Below are 17558 nucleotides of genomic sequence, written 5' to 3' on the forward strand. Positions count from 1 at the left end.
GACCCGACGGCGAATCGCCGTACAGTGTGAGCCATGGGGATGGTCAAGACCGTGGGACTGGTGCTGCATCCGCAGCGCGATTCGAAGGTGGCCATCGACACGATCGTGGAGTGGGCCCGCGCCCGCAGCGTCACGGTGCTCGGGCTGCCCGACGAGGTCGGGCGCATCGACTGCAGCGCGGTGTCCGTCGACGGCGCCACCCTGGTCGACCGCGCCGACCTGCTCGTCAGCCTCGGTGGCGACGGCACGATGCTGCGCACCATGCGGCTCATCTCGGGGCGGCGGACTCCGATCCTCGGCGTCAACCTCGGCAGGCTGGGGTTCCTCGCCGAGATCGACGTCGACGAGCTGCCCTTCGCGCTGTCGGCCATCGACGACCACGCCTACACGATCGAACCCCGGATGGCGGTGCGGGCCACCCTGCCCGACGGCACCTCGGTGACCGCGTTCAACGACATCGCCCTGGTGCGGATACCGGGCCACGGGCTGTCCGCGATGTCGATCGCCGTGGAGGGGCACCCCTTCGTGCGTTACGCGGCCGACGCGGTGATCGTCGCGACCCCCACCGGGTCGACCGCCTACAGCTTCTCCGCGGGTGGCCCCATCGTGTCGCCGACGGTCGAGGGCTTCCTCGTGGTCCCGGCCGCGGCGCACTCGTCGTTCAACCGGGCCCTCGTGCTGTCGGCGGACGAGCAGGTCGTGCTCGGCCTGCTGCCGACGAGCGGCCGGCTGGCACTGGAGGTGGACGGCGCGGTGGGCGCGCACCTGTCGCCGGGGGACGAGCTCACCGTCACCGCGATGCGCGCCGCCGCGTGGGTGGTCCGGCTCGGCGCCACGAGCTTCTACGAGCGTGCCCGCCGCAAGCTCCGCGTCAACGGCAGCGCCGAGGTCGACTAGGCCCCGCCCCCGCGGTGACCGGTGACGCCCCCGAGGCGCGGTCCGGCCGGCCGCGGTAGGCGGAGGGCGCGAGGAACATCCGGGCGCCGCCACCTCCTCCGCCGGTCACGGAACGTGACGGCGAACGATGCGGCAACAGCATCCGTCATGAAAGTTCCACCGGCGGGTTGACAGCGGGAAAGCGCTTACCTAGCTTGTGGATTGTTCGCTCACATGTCTGCGGATCGCATGTGTGAACGGCGAGTGCTCGCTGGGGGGATTCCGAAACGCAGGCCGCACCGGCCTGCCGGACCAGCAAGGAGCTCAACTGTGCGGTACAGACTGACCAGAAAAACGGCCGGCGCGGTCATCGCCGCCGCGGCCCTCGCCCTGTCCGGAACGGTGGCGGGCGTCTCCGCCGCCGCGGCCGCCGTTCCCGCCGCGGGAAACTACACTCTGGTGAACGACGGCAGTGGCCTCTGCCTGACCGTTCCAGGGGGCAGCTCGTCCGACGGCGTCCAGCTCACCCAGAGCGGCTGCGGCGGCGCCGGGCAGACCTGGGCCGTGTCCGGGGGCAGCACCCAGCTCAAGGCCACGCACAGCGGCAAGTGCGCGGGCGTCAAGGACGCCGACACCTCCGCGGGCAAGGCCGTCCAGCAGGAGAGCTGCTCGGGCGCGTCCTCCCAGACCTGGAACCTGACCGAGTCGGGGTCGAACTACCGGGTGGTCAACGCAGGCAGCGGCAAGTGTCTCAACACCGCCGACAACTCCACCTCCTCCGGCGCCCTCGTACAGCAGAACTCCTGCGACTCGGTGGCGACCAAGCAGTGGCGGCTCGTCCCCGCGGGCGGCTCGAACCCGACGCCGACCGTCACCCCCACCTCCACTCCCACGACGCCTCCGCCGAGCAGCCAGACCGGTCTGGTCGGCTGGGCGACCCAGGGCGGCGGCACCACCGGCGGCGGCAACACCCCGGCGACCACGGTCAGCAGCGCCTCCGCGCTGACCAGCGCGCTCTCGGCGAGCGGCGCGGCGGTCATCCGGGTGTCGGGCACGATCTCCTGCTCCGGGATGCTCAAGGTCGCCTCCAACAAGACGATCCTCGGCAACTCCGGCGCCACCATCGCGGGTTGCGGGTTCAACATCTCCGAGGCGTCCAACGTCATCGTCCGCAACCTGACCTTCCGTGACTGGAACGACGACGGCATCCAGGTCCAGTACTCCACCCGGGTCTGGATCGACCACAACTCCTTCAGCAACGGCTACGACGGAGCCGTGGACGTCAAGCGCGGCAGCGACTACGTGACCGTCTCCTGGAACAAGTTCTCCAGCCACGACAAGACCATGCTGCTCGGCCACGACGACGGCAACGCCGGCGAGGACACCGGGCACCTGCGGGTGACCTACCACCACAACTGGTTCAACGGCACCAACCAGCGCCATCCGCGGGTCCGCTTCGGCAACCCGGTGCACGTCTACAACAACTACTACGGCAACGTCGGCAGCGGCGGCGGGTACGGCGTGGCGTCCACGAAGAACGCCGGCGTCCTGGTCGAGGGCAACTACTTCGAGAACACCCCCGACCCCTACCACCGCGGGGAGGGCTCGTCCCCGGCCGGCAACCTGGTCGCCCGCAACAACCACTTCGTCAACTCCGGTGCCGGGGACGCGGGCGGCAGCGTCGCCTCCATCCCCTACTCCTACTCGCTCGACACCGCCTCAGGCGTCAAGTCGATCGTGACCGGCGGCGCCGGCGCCGGCCGGATCGCGGTCTGATCCGTCCGCCCCAGGTCCGTCCTGACCCGGACCTGGGGCGGAGCAGCACATGCGGCTCCCGCGGGCGATGCCCGCGGGAGCCTTACGCGTTACTGGTGGGTGAACTGGGTGAGCGCGGGCAGCGCCCGGTCGGAGAAGTCGAACAGTGCCTGGTTCTCCCAGCCGTTGCCCGAGGACGGATCGGCCGGGTCCCAGCCGTTGCCGGGCACCGCGGTCCAGGTGGGCTCCCAGTACACGACGCCCAGCCCCCGGCCGTTCGGCACGGCCTGCACCACGCTCATCACGTCGCGCAGCATCGCCGACTGGCCCGCGGCGGAGGCCGGGTAGCCGGGATACGGCGTCGCCGCGGTGATGATGTTGGTGAGGCCGTCGTCGTTGCCCGTGGTGAAGGGGTAGGCGGTCTCGACGACCAGGACCGGCTTGCCGTACCTGGAGGCGATGTCGTTGAGGTTGGTCTGCAGCGCGCCGAGCGTGCCGTGCCAGTAGGAGTAGTAGGAGACGCCGATCACGTCGTAGTTCACGCCGTTGGCGGCGGCGCTGTCGAACCACCAGCGAAAGAGTGAGTTGTTGCCGCCCTCGGCCACGTGCAGCACGACCCTGGTCGAGGCCGAGACCGCCTTGACCGCGCTGTAGCCGGAGTTGAGGAGCTGGGCGAGGTTGCCGAAGGTGGAGCTGCGGCCCTCCTCCCAGAGCATGCCGTCGTTGATCTCGTTTCCGACCTGGACCAGGTCGGCGGTCGTGCCCTGCGCCTTCAGCGCGTTCAGCACGTCGTAGGTGTGGTTGTAGACGGCGGTCTTGAGCTGGGCGAGGCTGTATCCCGCCCACGCGGCGGGCTTGTACTGCTTGCCGGGGTCGGCCCAGGTGTCGGAGTAGTGGAAGTCGATCAGCAGCCCCATGCCCTGGGCCTTGATCCGCCGTGCCAGGGCCAGCACGTGCGCCTTGTCGTTGTAGCCGTCGGCCGCGTTGACCCAGACCTTCAGCCGGACGTGGTTGAGCCCGGCCGCGCGCATGATGGCCAGTGCGTCGCCCCGCGTGCCGGTGGCGGTGCGGTACTTTCCGCCGAGGGCCTCGGACTTGGGCAGGCTGGAGGTGTCGGCGCCCCTGATCGCCAGCGTCGCCGACCCTGCGGCAAAGGTGACGTCGTCGAAGTTGGCCCAGCCGCCCGCCGCGGCGGCGGAGCCGAGGCTCACCGTGCACTGGCCGCCTGTCACGGTCTGGGTGACCGCGATCTGGATCCATTCGGACGAGCTGACCGGCAGGTAGGTCCTCTGCTCGGCGGGACCGCAGTTGCGCAGCGCGATCCAGCTCTGGCTCGCGGCTCCCGACCTGACCCAGGCCCGGAGCGTGTAGGTGCCGGAGGTCAGGCCGGTCAGCGTCTGGTGGGTCTCGACGGTGTAGGCGCCGGTGGCCCAGTGGGACAGTCGGTAGGAGCCGGTGCGGCCACCGGACTCGGTGAAGTCGGCGGCGGCCGAACCGGTGGTGCTCCAGCCGGTCGGCGCGGCGGTCGCGCCTCCGGTCTCGAAGCCGCCGTTGGTGACCGTCGAGGCGGCCAGGACGGCGGCCGGGGCCGCCAGGGGTGTGAGCGTCGCGGCGGCGCAGAGCAGCAGCGCCACCAGGGTCTTCCTCATGTGTCCTCGCTCTGGGATGGAGTGGTGCGGACAGTTCCCCGAAGACCCCCGGTGACGCGCCGCGGTCAGGTGGCCGGCGCGGCACCGGGGGAGCTCATGCGTCCCCCGCCAGCTCGACGACGGTGACGCCGCCGGCCGCTACCGTCGCCGAACCCGCGTGCTCGGCGCCGTCGAGAACTCCGGTCCCGCTCACGCCGGGAACGGTGACCGGCTCGTCGCCGTGGTTGAGAAGGAAGAGGTGGCGGCCCCGCCGCAGGATTTCGAGGGTGTCGGGCAGGCCGCGCGGGCGGGACACGCCCGCGGCGTCGAGGACCGTGCGCAGGATCGCACGCAGGTCTTTCTCCGTGTCCTGGCCCACGCCGGGGTCGAGGGCCGTGGCGACGTACCAGGCGGTGCCCGCTCCCAGCTCGTGGCGGGTCACCGCGGGATGGCCCGCGTCCGGTCCGCCGGTGAAGGCGCGCACGGTACGCGCTCCGGCCAGGCGGACCCGCTCGGACCAGATCCGGCCGGTCAGCCCGTCGTCGCCGACGGCGACCGTGCCGTTCTCCGGCAGCGGGTGGAATTCCTCCACCGACAGGCCGAGCACGTCGCGCAGCGCGCCGGGGTGGGCACCGGGGTGGATCGTGTCGTTCTCGTCGACGATCCCGGAGAAGCAGGAGACGACCAGGTGGCCGCCGGCCTCCACGTGGCGGTGCAGGTTCTTGCCCGCGGCCTCGGTGAGCAGGTAGGAGCTCGGCACGACGACCATCCGGTACGCCGAGAGGTCGGCCGCGGGGTGGACGAAGTCGACGGTGACGTGCTCGCGCCAGAGCGCCTCGTAGTACGCCTCCACCCGCTCGCGGAACCTCAGGTCCACCGAGGGCCGCCACTCCAGTTCGAGCGCCCAGTACGACTCCCAGTCCCACACCAGCGCGACCTCTGCCTCGATGCGGGAGCCGCGCACCGGCGCCAGCTCGCGCAGCTCGGCGCCGAGGGCGACCACCTCGCGCCAGAGCTCGGAGTCGGTCCCGGCGTGCGGCAGCATCGCCGAGTGGAACTTCTCCGCGCCGTAGCGGGAGGCGCGCCACTGGAAGAAGAGCACCGAGTCCGATCCCCTGGCGACATGGGCGAGACTGTTGCGGCGCATCTCCCCCGGCCGCTTGGCGAGGTTGCGCGGCTGCCAGTTGACCGCGCCGGTGGAGTGCTCCATGAGCATCCACGGCCGGCCGCCCGCCACCGAGCGGGTGAGGTCCGCCGCCATGGCGAGCTCGATGTGGCCCTCGGCCCGCCCGGCGTCGAGGTAGTGGTCGTTGGAGACGACGTCCACCTCGCCCGCCCACCGCCAGTAGTCCATCGGCTCACAGTTGGGGATCATGAAGTTGGTGGTGACCGGCAGGTCGCTGAAGCGGCGGATGGCGTCGCGCTCGCGGCGGAAGTTGGCGATGTGCGCGTCGACGGAGAAGCGCGCGTAGTCGAGCTGCAGGGCCGTCAGCTGGCCGACCGGCGCGAGTCTCGGGGGTTCCACCTGGTCGAACGAACCGTAGGTCAGCCCCCAGAACGTGGTCCCCCACGCCGCGTTGAGCGCCGCCACGTCCCCGTGCCGCTCGCGCAGCCAGTCGCGGAACGCCTCCGCGGAGGTCTCGCAGTAGCAGCGCGCGTTCGCCCAGCCGTACTCGTTGTGGACGTGCCACATGACGACCGCCGGGTGCCCGGCGTAGCGGGCGGCGAGCCGGTCGGCGATCCGTTCCGAGGCGGCGGCGTACTCCGGGGAGCTGGGGCAGAAGCTGTGCCGGGAGCCTCCGGCGATGACATGGCCCGCGCGGTCGACCAGGTGGCTGCCCGGGTGGGCGGTCCGAAACCAGGTGGGCGGGGAGGAGGTCGGTGTCGCGAGGTCGACCCTGATGCCCGAGGAGCCGAGCAGGTCGATGATCCGATCCAGCCGGCCGAAGTCGTAGACCCCTTCTTCCGGCTCCAGCAGGCTCCAGCCGAAGATGCCGAGGCTGACCAGGTTCACCCCGGCCTCGCGCATCAACCGGACGTCCTCGTGCCAGACCTCCTCCGGCCACTGCTCGGGGTTGTAGTCCCCTCCGTACGCGATGCCCTCCGGCAGGACGGGATATCCAGGCAACTGCTCCCCCTTGGCTCATCTCTGTGAACGTGCACAGTAATCGAAACCCGACATCCAGGGAAGAGTCGCCGCAGGAACACCGAGGCGGTCAGGCGATTAACAAGAGCGTAACGAGCATTGACAGGGCGACATCTCGGATTTCAGTCTGTGAACGTTCACAGACACTTCCGCACAGCGGGCCCCACACCCCGACTCGGCACCCCCGATCCAGCACCCCCGATTCAGCACCCCCCGACACGGCATCCCTGACACGGAGGAACCATGCAGAGAAACCGGCTCGCAGTGGCGGCGGCCGCGGCTCTCGCCGCCACCCTGGCCGCCGGATGTTCCGGCGCCGCCCAGGAGCCGGCCGCCCCGGCCGCGCAGAGCTCGGCCCCCGCGGGGCCGGTCAAGCTCACCTACTGGACATGGGTTCCCAACATGGACAAGATCGCGGCGGCCTGGAACAGCGCCAACCCCGACATCCAGGTCACGGTCAGCAAGCAGGCCGGCGGTGACGACGCGGCCGCCAAGTTCCTGACCGCCGCCAAGGCGGGCAACCCCCCCGACCTGGTCCAGGCCGAGTACCAGATGCTGCCCTCCTTCGTCGCCGCCGACGCGGTGGCCGACCTCTCCGGTGACGTGGCGCAGGCGAAGGGCGAGTTCGGCGAGGGCATCTGGGGGCTGGTCACGCTCGGCACCGACGCCGTCTACGCGCTCCCCCAGGACAGCGGCCCGATGATGCTCTACTACCGCCAGGACCTGTTCGACAAGTACGGCATCGAGGTCCCCAAGACCTGGGACGAGTACGCCGAGGCCGCCCGTACCGTACACAAGAAGGACCCCAAGGTCTTCCTGGGCACCTTCTCCAGCAAGGACCCCGGCGCCTTCGTCGGCCTCGCCCAGCAGGCCGGCGCCCAGTGGTGGTCGATCAGCGGCGAGTCCTGGAAGGTCGCGGTCAACGACGACGCCACCAGAAAGGTCGCCGACTACTGGGGCGGCCTCGTCAAAGAGGGCGCCATCGACGACCAGCCGTACTTCACCCCCGAGTGGAACAAGGCGCTCAACGACGGCAAGCTGCTGACCTGGCCCTCGGCCGTCTGGGCGCCGGGCGTGCTGTCCAGCAACGCCCCCAAGGCCAAGGGCAGGTGGGCGATCGCCCCGCTGCCGCAGTGGGGCACCGGCGAGAACGCCAGTGGCTTCTGGGGCGGCTCCTCCACCGCGGTCGCCGCCAAGTCCCCCAACCGGGCGGCCGCCGCGAAGTTCGCGACCTGGCTCAACACCGACCCCGAGGCGCTCGGCCTGCTCGTCAAGGAGGGGGCGGTCTACCCGGCCGCCGCCAAGGGCGGCACCATGCTCGGTGAGGCCCCCGACTACTTCTCCAACCAGCCGGACTTCTGGCAGCGGGCCGCCGCGATCTCCGCCACCGCGCGTGGCTTCACCTTCGGGCCGAACGTCAACGTGACGTACAACGCCTTCAAGGACGCCTTCGACAAGGCCGTACAGGACAGGTCCGCGTTCTCCGAGGCCGTCGGCAAGATGCAGGAGGCGACGGTCGCCGACATGCAGAAGTCCGGATTCCAGCTCGCCCAATGACCCCGATGACAAAGCGGCCCGGCGGCGCCCGCACCGCGAGCGCCGTCCCCTACCTCTTCCTCGCACCGGCCATGGCGCTGTTCACGCTCTTCATGGCCGTCCCCATCGGCTACACGGCCTACCTCAGCCTGCGGCGCACCAAGGTCTCCGGGCTGGGCCTGGGCAAGGGCTCGCGCCGCGAGGTCTTCGCCGGCCTCGACAACTACACCGCGACGCTCGCCGACGGCGAGCTGTGGGCCGGCTGGCTGCGCGTCCTCGGCTACGGCCTGCTGGTGCTCGTCGTCATGCTCGGGCTCGCCCTGCTCTTCGCGCTGCTGCTGGACTCGGCGCACGTGCGGCTCGCCCGCTTCTCCAGGATCGCCGTCTTCCTGCCGTACGCGGTGCCCGGCGTGGCCGCCACCCTGCTGTGGGGCTTCCTCTACCTGCCGAGTCTCAGCCCGATCCGCCAGGTGCTCGACGTCGACCTGCTCGGCTCGGGCACCGTGGTCCTCTCCATGGCGAACATCGCGGTCTGGGGCGGCGTCGGCTTCAACATGCTGGTGCTCTACACCGCCCTGCGCGCCGTCCCCAGGTCCTACTACGAGGCCGCCAGGATCGACGGGGCGAGCGAGATCCAGACGGCGCTGCGGATCAAGATCCCGATCCTGCTGCCCGCGATCATCCTGACCACCGTGTTCTCCATCATCGCCACGATCCAGGTGTTCACCGAGCCGACCACGCTGCGGCCGCTGACCAACACGATCAGCTCGACCTGGAGCCCGCTCATGAAGGTCTACCGCGACGCCTTCGTCACCGGCGACCTCTACTCGGCCGCCGCCACCTCGATCGTCATCGCGGCGATCTCCCTCGTCCTGTCCTTTGGTTTCCTGCGCGTCGTCCGTGACCGCGCCTTCGGGGAGGGCTGATGGCCACCACGACCCTCACCGCGAAGGGACACCTGAGGGTGGCCGCGCGACGCCGCCCGTACGGGATCGCACCGACCGCGATCCTGCTGCTGGGCGCGCTCTACTGCCTGCTGCCGGTCAGCTGGGTGCTGGTGGCCGCCACCAAGTCGAAGGCGGAGCTCTTCTCCACCTCGACCTTCGCCCCCGGCACCGGGCTGCTCACCAACCTCGCCGACCTGGCCGCCTACCGCGACGGCGTGTTCTGGCTGTGGATGCTCAACACACTGCTGTACGCCGGCGGCGGCGCCCTGCTCTCCACCGCCGTCTCCGCGGTCTCCGGCTACACGCTGGCCAAGTACCGCTTCCGGGGCCGGAACCTGATCTTCAACCTGCTGATCGGCGGCATCCTGGTGCCCGCTGTGGTACTGGCCATCCCGCAGTACCTGCTCTTCTCCCGGATCGGGCTCGCCGACACCTACTGGTCGGTCCTGCTCCCGCAGATCCTGCACCCGTACAGCATCTATCTGGCGCGCATCTACGCCACCGCCGCCGTCCCCGACGCCCTGCTGGAGGCCGGGCGCATCGACGGCGCCGGGCACTGGCTGCTGCTGCGCCGGGTGGCGCTGCCCCTCATGATCCCGGGCATGGTGACCATCTTCCTGTTCCAGTTCGTCGCGATCTGGAACAACTTCCTGCTGCCGTTCATCATGCTGGGCGACGACCAGATGTTCCCGCTGACGGTCGGGCTCTACACGCTGCTCGCGGCCGGCGCCAACCAGCCGTCGCTCTACAACCTGATCCTCACCGGCACGCTACTGTCGATCATCCCGCTGATCGCGCTCTTCCTCACCATGCAGCGTTACTGGCGGACCGATCTGGCAGGTGGGGGCCTGAAAAGCTAGTGGCCGGGTCCGACCGGGCCTCGCCCGGTCGAGGGGAAAATGGGAGCATGGCGAAGCGTCCGACCATTCATGACGTCGCGGCGGTGGCGGGGGTCTCCCGGGGAACGGTCTCCCGGGTGCTCAACGACGACCGGTACGTCAGCCCCGCGGCGTACGCCGCGGTCAAGCGTGCCATCGCCGAGACCGGCTACGTGCTCAACCGGGCCGCCCGCAGCCTGGTCACCCAGCGGACCGGTTCGGTGGTGATGGTCCTGTCGGAGCCGCAGGAGCGGCTGTTCGAGGACCCCAACTACAGCGTGCTGCTGCGCACCGCCACCCGACGGCTCGCCGAACGGGACATATCGCTGGTGATGATGATCGCCGGAAACGACGGCGACCGCGACCGGGTGGTCCGCTACCTGCGGGGCGGCCACGCCGACGGGGTCTTCCTGGTCTCCACCCACGCGGGCGACAGGCTGGTGGACGCGCTGGTGGACATCCCGGTGGCCGCCGTCGCCCAGGGGGCGGTCATCGGCAGGGAGAACGTGATCCCCTACGCCGCGGCGGACGACCGCGAGGGTGCCCGGCAGATGACGCGCTACCTGGTCGAGCGGGGCCGCAGGCGGATCGCCACCATCACCGGCCCGCTCGACACCCCCGGCGGCGCGCTGCGGCTGGAGGGCTTCGCCGACATCCTCGGCAGGAAGGCGAGCAGGAAGCTCATCGAGCACGGCGACTACACCCAATTGGGCGGGGAGAGCGCGATGGCCCGGCTGCTGGAACGTGCCCCCGACCTCGACGCGGTGTTCGTCGCCTCCGACCTGATGGCCGCGGGCGCGCTCGCCGCGCTGCGCGCCGCCGGACGGCGGGTGCCCGAGGACGTCGCGGTGGGCGGCTTCGACGACTCGGCGGTGGCGCTCAGCACCCATCCGCCGCTCACCACCATCCGCCAGCCCCTGGAGCGGGTCGCCGAGGAGACGGTCCGCCTGCTGCTCGCCCTGATCGACGGCGCCGAGCGGGTGGAGCCGGTGATACTGCCCACCGACCTCATCGTGCGCGAGTCGACCTGAGCCGGTGAGCCCCCGTCCGCGCGTCGCGGCCGGGGGCTCACCGTTCGGTACGGGGGTCAGCGGGCGGACGAGCCGTTCACGGTCAGGACCTGCTCGGTCTCGATGGCGGGGAAGGTGCCGGTGTCGATGATCCCGTGCTCGTGGAAGGCCGCCTCCAGCAGCGCGTGAGCCTTGGGCTCCAGTTTCCACAGCGCCCGGTACTCCCGGGCGGTGGCCAGGGAGACGCCGGTCTCGTGGGCGATGTCCGTCGCCCGGGGCACGAACCTCCGCTCGATCTGCTTGTCCCAGTACTCCCGCGCGGCCCGCATCAGGGCCGCGCGCTGCGCCGTGTCGACGACCGGCGGCGGGCCGTCCAGCACCTGGACCTCGTCGTCATCGTCGTCGATGACCGACCGCCCCGCGGCCACCGCGGGGCGCATCGGCTCGGGCTCCCACGGCACCGGCGGGGTGAGGTCGATCAGGGCGGAGGTGTTGTAGAGGGCGCCGATCTGGGAGAGCAGGGCCTCCTGGCGTACCGAGTCGACGGCCAGGCCGGTGTGCTCCACCGCCCGGTCCATGGCACGGTCCAGCTTGGCGAGGGCCACGCGCATCTTCCGGTTGGACGCCCCGGACTCGCGGAGCGCGCGGGCGCGCTTGGCCGCCAGCGCGACCCGGGTCAGCCTGCGGTGGGCGTCGACCTCACTCGCGGTACGGTCGCTGACCTCGGCCAGCCCGATGCGGACCAGCGCCCGCTCGGGGGTGAGCCGCCAGTTGATGCGCGAGCGCCCGCTGATCCGGTGGCGTTCGATCGCCATGCCGCGCTCCCAGAGCCACGCCGCCACCAGGGGCGCGGCGAGCCGGAAGATGGCCTCGGCCATGCTGCGGGCGTCCATGCTGGACAGCACCGCGGTCAGGCCGGTGAGCGCCCACACCGCGATGCCGTCGATGCCGGCCGAGAAGTTCTCCCGCATGTTGCGGCGGGCCCGGACCGCGCTGGTGATGACGGCGACCTCAATGAAGGCGAAGAGCAGCAGCCGCAGCGGGCCGTCGAAGCCGAGCACGTCACCGGAGAAGCGCCACATGCCCTGGGCGGAGACACCCGTCGCGATGCTGGCGGCGACGACGGTGAGGATGTCCTCCACCGGACGGGGCGCGACATGGGAGTGGAAGAAGCGGACCGCCATCCGCTGGACGGCGCGGAGCACGAAGTAGGCCGCGACCAGGAGGACGAGAGCGAACACGCCGATGATGATCGTTAACACCGGCTGGTCGGATGCGAAGGTGGTGATTTGATCGATGGGGGGCATCAGTCACTGTCCGTCAGTCTCGATGTCCGACAGGATATCTACGCGATCATTCCAGAATGTCGGCGTCCTGTTCGCCAAACGGGCGCTCACCCGAGTGACAGAAGAGAACACAGTTGTGGTGGAGACGGGTAAGGACCTCCGGCCGGCCCCCGCGTCACCCCCTGCCACACCGGCCCGTCACAGGCCCGTTCGCCATTGTGACCAGCACTGTCAGTGGTTACCAAGTCAACTTTCAGATGATCGCAAGAGCCGGTGGCTAGCGTCTTCGCCGTAAGGGAAGACACCGGGCGCCGCACTCGACGAGGAACACCGCGCCCGATCCGCGGAGGGGCCGGGCATGTCCAGGATCGATATCGACGAACTCCCGTTCGAGGGTGCCGAACCGGGCGAGGTCGTCGGCGGCCGGTGACCCTGTCCTGGCGCGACGGCCAGGGCCAGGTCGGCGAGTGGTGGGTCGGCCGACAACAAGCTCGCCGCCCCGGATGGGAACATACCCCGTCCAGGGCGGCGCTCCACCTGCCGAGGATGCCGGAAGGTAGGTCAGGCGTCCGGGAGAGAGACCTCTCCCAGGGTGCCGAACCCGCCGGAGGTACCTCGGCCGACAAGCGCCTTCCTTTCGGAAGGTGCCGAACCGGCCGGGGCCGGGAGGGGGGAAGGCGCGGCACACGCCCCCCTCCCGGCCCCGGCCGGTCGGGCATTGATCGCCTGGGCGCGGCGGAGCGGGATTCCCGTTCCGCCGCGCCTTCATGACGAGACGAGCTTGATTTCCCAGAGCCAAGGCTCGGGTCTCCACACTGGAGGTATTCGATGAGTGACCTCGGAACGACGCTCGCCTCCGGGATGCGGCTGCTGCGCGGCCTACCTCGCCTCCGCGCAGAGGTGCCGCAGGCCCGGCGGTCGGCCGCCGCGTGGGCGGCCGACCACCCCGAGCTGAAGGCGGAGCTCGTCGTCGACGAGCGTCCCGGCACCTCGGTGGTCGACTTCCACCTGCTGCTCCAGGATCCGGAAGGCGGGACGGTCGCGCTCACCACGCAGGCCGACGACGGCGTTCCCCAGCTGATCGGCCATTCCACGCATCGGGCGGCGGGCCGGCTGGTCAGCGTGGACGAGATACACCTGTCGGCCGCCCAGGCGCTCACCATGATCCGCTCGCTGTCACACCGCGACGCGACTCCGCACGACGAGATCGTCGACCAGTGCCTGATCCTGAACGAGATCCGGCACGACGACACGCCGGTCGGCGACGAGGAACTGCAGGCCGCGGCGGACGAGTTCCGCCGCCGCAGGGAGGCCGAGCTCGGCCCGGCCTACCTGGCCGCGCACCCCAGGAAGTTCGACCGGGTACGCGCACTCTGGAGCATCGGATCCGAGCAGCGCCTCGCGGACATGGCCGGCGATCCGATGGAGCTCCTCGGCGCGGCCTTCAGCGGTCCCAACGACGAGATCGAGACGACGATCGCCGAGCGCCTCGCCTTCGAGCTGCCCGAGCCGCTGCGTGACGCCGAGCCGGGAGACGTCGTCGGGCCGGTGGCCCATGCCGGCACCTTCCTCACCGGGGTCGTCCTGGGGCGCGCGGACGCGTCGGCGGACGAGCGGACCCTGGCCGCGGCCGGGCGGGTGGCGTTCACCGAATGGCTGGCCGAGCGCCGCGCCACGGCCTCGATCGAGTGGCACCGGTCGTGACCGACGGGTTTCCCACGGCCGTCGGCGACGCACGGAACCAGGCCTCCCGCGAGGAGACGCTCCACCAGGTCGCGTCCCGGCGGGAGACCGGGCCGCTCAGATGCCGGTGACGCCTGGCGTCGGCGGTTCGATCAGGGAGGGCGTCGCGCTCGACGCCCCCGGCACAAGGTCAGGCCACCTGTGCCGCCGGCGATTCCAGCGTGATGACGGCGGGCACCTCGGCGCACAGGCGGCGACTGAGTGATTCGGGCGTGGAGACGACCGTGACGTGCACACCGCACTCGGCCAGCCAGGCTGCCAGGTCCGCGAAGTAACCGTCGCCCGAGCCGATCACGACCCGGTCGAACCGCTGGTCCATCCGGTCGCCCCGGGCGGCCTCGGCCAGGGCCTGGTCGGCGCCGTCGGGGCCGGAACGGGCCAGCAACTGCACACCGTGAAAGGCGATCCCGACCGCGACGAGCGCGCCGTGGTTGACCGCGACGACGAACTGGTCCATCGGGCCGATCGGGACGATCCGCCGGTAGAGGGTCATGACCTCGGCGACCGCGGGGGTGGTGGGGCGGCTGGCCCCCGTCAGGTTCTCGATGTCCAGCAGGTGCACGGCCCGCCCGGAGCGGAGGCGCCGCCTGCCGCGTGACGCGCGGGCCTGGAACCGGTCGATGCGCGTGGTGGGGGTGATCACGTGGCATCGGTTCCTTCCATGAAGATGTTTAGTATCCAATGAAATTCAGTAAAACACGTGTTGATGGAATCGACCAATAACTTTGAGGACGCTGTATGGAGGTGACAAACTCAGGTACGTTCCCATCGACACGGACACCGCGCCCGAAGAATCGGCGAACGGGACGATCGGGCACGGTGAGACCGATATGAAGGAGCCGATGGACAAGGATGTCCAGATGACCGCGGCGGATAATGGGGAGCCGGTGGACAAGGGCGTCCAGGCGACCGACACGGAGGACCAGGTGGACAGGGACGTCCAGGTGACCGCGGCGGACATCGCCCGGCTGGGTGATGTGGGCCGGGCCGCGGTGAGCAACTGGCGCCGTCGGCACGACGACTTCCCCCACCCCGTCGGCGGCACCGCGACCAGCCCCGCCTTCTCCCTCGGCGAGATCAAGGAGTGGCTGCTCGGCCACAGCGAGGGCAGGGTGCTCCCGGCGCGCGAGTGGCTCTGGCAGGACCTGCGCGCGGGCGTGCCGGAGGAGGATCTCGCCGACCTGATCGCCGACCTCGGCGCCTTCCTGGTCTACCTGGACCGGGAGGGCGACGACTGGGCGGCGCTCTCCGCCGCCGACGACGCGGCCGTGGCCGCCGTGCTTCCCGAACGGGTCCTGGCCGCGTGCGCCGCGCCGATGCGGAACCCGCCACCGACGAAGTGCCTCATCCGGGGGCGGCTGCCACTGCTGCGCCGGGTGGCCACCCTGGCCGCCGAGGACGGTGCCGGGAAGACCTTCGCCTTCCTCCGCGAGCGCTACTTCGAACTGCACACCAAGCGGATGTACGCCACCCCCGAGCCGGTCGCCCGGCTCATGGCCGAGCTCTGCGGCCCTTCCCCCGAGGTCGTCCTCGACCCGGCCTGCGGTTCGGGGGCGCTGCTGAAGGCACTGCGCGACCATTCGGATCGCGGTGTACGCCTGCTCCTCGGCCAGGACGCCGACGAGGCGACCGCCCGGCTGACCGCCGCGCATCTCGCGCTGCACGCCGCCACCGTGCGCGTCTCCTTTGGCGACTCCCTGCGGCAGGACGCGTTCCCCGGCACCCTGGTGGACGCGGTCGTGTGCAACCCGCCGTTCAACGACCGCGCCTGGGGATACGAGGAGTTGACCGCCGACCCCCGCTGGGAGTACGGCCTGCCACCCCGGATGGAGTCCGAACTCGCCTGGGTCCAGCACGCCCTCTCCCACCTGGGACCCGGCGGCATCGCGGTCATGCTCATGCCGCCCGCCGTGGCCAACCGCAGGTCCGGTCGCCGGGTCCGCGCCCAGCTGATCCGCCGGGGAGCGCTCAGGGCGGTGATCACGCTCCCGCTCGGCAGCATCCCCAACATGGCGGTCGCCCTGACCCTGTGGATACTGCGCAGACCCGCGGACTCCGGCACTCCGGGTCACGTCCTGATGGTCGACACCTCCGACCGGCAGGAGGGCTTCGCGCGGGTCGCCGTGGACGCCTGGGAACGCTTCGAGGCCGGTGCGGACGTCGACGAACCGGGGGTGAGCCGGGCCGTCCCGGCCATCGACGTGCTCGACGACGACATCGACCTCACCCCCGCCCGGTACCTCGCGCCACCGCCCGCGGACCTGTCGCCCGAGCGGGTCACCGGGCAGCGGAGCCGGATGGCCGACCTCCTCCGCCTCGTCGCGGAGCTGGTGCCGGCCGTCGAGTCCTCCCGGGGACCGAAGGACCTCCCGATGGTCCCGCTCGCCGAACTCCTGCGGCGCGGCATGCTGACGATCCACCACCAGAGCCCGGTGCGACCCGGCGAGCCGTCCGAGGTCCCGGACGGCCTTACCGTCCTCACCGCCGAGGACGTCGTCGACGACACCCCGCCGAGCGCGACCACGCCGGACATCGCCGTACAGCACGAGATCATCGTGCGGCCCGGTGACGTACTGGTGCCCAATGTCACGCGGCGCCCGGCGGCGCGGGTCGCCGGGGAGGGCGCCCCCGTCCTCGGCCTGCGCCTCTCCCTGCTCCGCCCCGACCCCGCCCTGCTCGACCCCCATTTCGTGGCGGGCTTCCTGAGCGGCTCGGTCAACCTGCGCAACTACGCCACCGTGGGCAGCCGCGCCCAGATGGACGTACGCCGCGCGGAACTCCCGCTGCTGCCGATCGAGGAGCAGCGGGAGTACGGCACCTTGAACGAGAAACACACCAAAAGCGATCCCCTAAATCCACATTCGCGTGTTCTCGACGCCCGGCAGGATCACCTGGATATCGGACGGCTCCGCGCAATTTCCGGGACGTCGTCCGCCGCGTTCCAATCGGCCGCCGTATCACGCACGAATCGGCGAGCCGAGGCGACGTTTCTAGGGTCGCACGGTATCCACTTTCCTCCAATGGAGAAAATGCCGGATTCATCGTATAGCGGCATTCGGTCAGTGCCGCACTCGCCTTGATGGCCTCTTCCATGATTTTTCTTCCTGTCTCGGATTTTGTATGTTCAGGGTGCCGAGACATGGCTACGTTTGGTAGTCGAACGATTACGAAGGCCGCGGGTTGGAGTTCACAAGGCTTTTGTTGAACTCCGGTTAGGAGGGCATGGTGGCCGACCTTTACACGCCTCAGGCAATATGGGGCAGGGAGCTCCGTTATTACCGGAAGGCGGCGGGCCTCACTCAGGGAGAGCTCGCCGAGCTGATCCACTTCAGCGAGTCCCTGATCAGCGGGGTGGAGACGGGCCACCTCCCGGCCAGCCCCGAGTTCGCGGAGGCATGTGACGCCGCCCTCGACACGGGCGGCGCCCTCCTCCGGCTCCTCGACTGGAGAAAGGGCCAGGTCTTCCCCTCCTGGTTCGGGAAGTGGCGAGACAAGGAAAGCGTCGCCGTCACGCTCCGGACCTACCAGCCGCTAATGGTCCCCGGACTGCTCCAGACCGAGGCATACGCACACGCCCTACTGGGCGACAACGAAGCCGTTACGGCCCGCCTGGGGCGTCAGAACATTCTGACCCGCGAGAAGCCACCGACTCTCCGCTGTGTAATCAGCGAGACGGTCCTCAACCTGCTGGTAGGAGGTCCCGATGTCATGCGCGAGCAACTGGAGCACATCGCCGCGATCGCCAGTCCCCAA

Annotated in this window: 13 protein-coding genes; 9 read left to right on the forward strand and 4 right to left on the reverse strand. The window is 70.3% G+C overall.

All coding sequences use genetic code 11. The features are described from left to right. Positions 1-33 precede the first annotated feature (33 nt). The gene (locus tag IG98_RS0128565; RefSeq protein ID WP_030918841.1) at positions 34-897 is read left to right on the forward strand and encodes an NAD(+)/NADH kinase; all 864 of its coding nucleotides are present in this window, start codon (positions 34-36) and stop codon (positions 895-897) included. A 309-nt stretch (positions 898-1206) separates the two neighbouring features. Continuing rightward, entirely contained in the window at positions 1207-2652 is a 1446-nt protein-coding gene (locus tag IG98_RS0128570) for a pectate lyase family protein (RefSeq protein WP_030918844.1), read from the forward strand. Between the two features lie 89 nt (positions 2653-2741). On the opposite strand, the gene IG98_RS0128575 is transcribed toward IG98_RS0128570, so the two are convergent. Both IG98_RS0128575 and IG98_RS0128580 read right to left on the reverse strand, forming a co-directional pair. Then, a complete protein-coding gene (locus IG98_RS0128575; protein WP_030918847.1) occupies positions 2742-4280 on the reverse strand; it encodes a glycoside hydrolase family 53 protein in 1539 nt (512 codons plus the stop codon). A gap of 94 nt (positions 4281-4374) precedes the next feature. Next, positions 4375-6387, reverse strand: coding sequence for a beta-galactosidase (locus tag IG98_RS0128580; protein WP_030918851.1), 2013 nt, complete (start codon positions 6385-6387; stop codon positions 4375-4377). A 261-nt stretch (positions 6388-6648) separates the two neighbouring features. Here IG98_RS0128580 and IG98_RS0128585 point away from each other — a divergent pair, with 261 nt between their 5' ends. Genes IG98_RS0128585 through IG98_RS0128600 form a run of 4 tightly spaced genes read left to right on the forward strand, consistent with a single transcriptional unit; the run spans position 6649 to position 10797 of the window. Beyond that, a complete protein-coding gene (locus IG98_RS0128585) occupies positions 6649-7962 on the forward strand; it encodes an ABC transporter substrate-binding protein (RefSeq protein WP_030918854.1) in 1314 nt (437 codons plus the stop codon). 5 nt (positions 7963-7967) lie between these two features. After that, complete coding sequence (locus tag IG98_RS0128590; RefSeq protein ID WP_211264134.1) at positions 7968-8867, forward strand: carbohydrate ABC transporter permease; 900 nt, start codon at positions 7968-7970, stop codon at positions 8865-8867. Next, entirely contained in the window at positions 8867-9748 is an 882-nt protein-coding gene (locus tag IG98_RS0128595) for a carbohydrate ABC transporter permease (protein WP_030918862.1), read from the forward strand. Before IG98_RS0128590 ends, IG98_RS0128595 begins: the two co-directional genes overlap by 1 nt. 47 nt (positions 9749-9795) lie before the next feature. After that, complete coding sequence (locus IG98_RS0128600) at positions 9796-10797, forward strand: LacI family DNA-binding transcriptional regulator (RefSeq protein WP_030918864.1); 1002 nt, start codon at positions 9796-9798, stop codon at positions 10795-10797. A gap of 56 nt (positions 10798-10853) precedes the next feature. On the opposite strand, the gene IG98_RS0128605 is transcribed toward IG98_RS0128600, so the two are convergent. After that, positions 10854-12017 (reverse strand): hypothetical protein, encoded by a 1164-nt coding sequence (locus IG98_RS0128605; protein WP_245651751.1) that lies wholly within the window; start codon positions 12015-12017, stop codon positions 10854-10856. An 873-nt stretch (positions 12018-12890) separates the two neighbouring features. Here IG98_RS0128605 and IG98_RS0128610 point away from each other — a divergent pair. Beyond that, the gene (locus IG98_RS0128610; protein WP_030918870.1) at positions 12891-13766 is read left to right on the forward strand and encodes a hypothetical protein; all 876 of its coding nucleotides are present in this window, start codon (positions 12891-12893) and stop codon (positions 13764-13766) included. A 169-nt stretch (positions 13767-13935) separates the two neighbouring features. Here the strand turns inward: IG98_RS0128610 and IG98_RS47440 are convergent, their stop codons facing one another. Next, positions 13936-14448, reverse strand: coding sequence for an NYN domain-containing protein (locus IG98_RS47440; RefSeq protein WP_030918873.1), 513 nt, complete (start codon positions 14446-14448; stop codon positions 13936-13938). Between the two features lie 199 nt (positions 14449-14647). Here IG98_RS47440 and IG98_RS0128625 point away from each other — a divergent pair, with 199 nt between their 5' ends. Together IG98_RS0128625 and IG98_RS0128630 are read left to right on the forward strand one after the other, a co-directional pair. Continuing rightward, the gene (locus tag IG98_RS0128625; protein ID WP_157594570.1) at positions 14648-16885 is read left to right on the forward strand and encodes an N-6 DNA methylase; all 2238 of its coding nucleotides are present in this window, start codon (positions 14648-14650) and stop codon (positions 16883-16885) included. A 142-nt stretch (positions 16886-17027) separates the two neighbouring features. Then, positions 17028-17558, forward strand: a 531-nt coding sequence (locus tag IG98_RS0128630; RefSeq protein WP_030918877.1) for a helix-turn-helix domain-containing protein, incomplete at its 3' end; no start/stop codon positions are given.

This window comes from Streptosporangium amethystogenes, from assembly GCF_000721075.1.
Lineage (GTDB): Bacteria > Actinomycetota > Actinomycetes > Streptosporangiales > Streptosporangiaceae > Streptosporangium > Streptosporangium amethystogenes.

Coding starts and splice junctions, on each gene's coding strand:
- IG98_RS0128565 (WP_030918841.1), top strand. CDS start 34: ATGGGGATGGTCAAGACCGTGGGACTGGTGCTGCATCCGCAGCGCGAT.
- IG98_RS0128575 (WP_030918847.1), bottom strand. CDS start 4,280: ATGAGGAAGACCCTGGTGGCGCTGCTGCTCTGCGCCGCCGCGACGCTC.
- IG98_RS0128585 (WP_030918854.1), top strand. CDS start 6,649: ATGCAGAGAAACCGGCTCGCAGTGGCGGCGGCCGCGGCTCTCGCCGCC.
- IG98_RS0128590 (WP_211264134.1), top strand. CDS start 7,968: ATGACAAAGCGGCCCGGCGGCGCCCGCACCGCGAGCGCCGTCCCCTAC.
- IG98_RS0128595 (WP_030918862.1), top strand. CDS start 8,867: ATGGCCACCACGACCCTCACCGCGAAGGGACACCTGAGGGTGGCCGCG.
- IG98_RS0128600 (WP_030918864.1), top strand. CDS start 9,796: ATGGCGAAGCGTCCGACCATTCATGACGTCGCGGCGGTGGCGGGGGTC.
- IG98_RS0128610 (WP_030918870.1), top strand. CDS start 12,891: ATGAGTGACCTCGGAACGACGCTCGCCTCCGGGATGCGGCTGCTGCGC.
- IG98_RS0128625 (WP_157594570.1), top strand. CDS start 14,648: ATGGACAAGGATGTCCAGATGACCGCGGCGGATAATGGGGAGCCGGTG.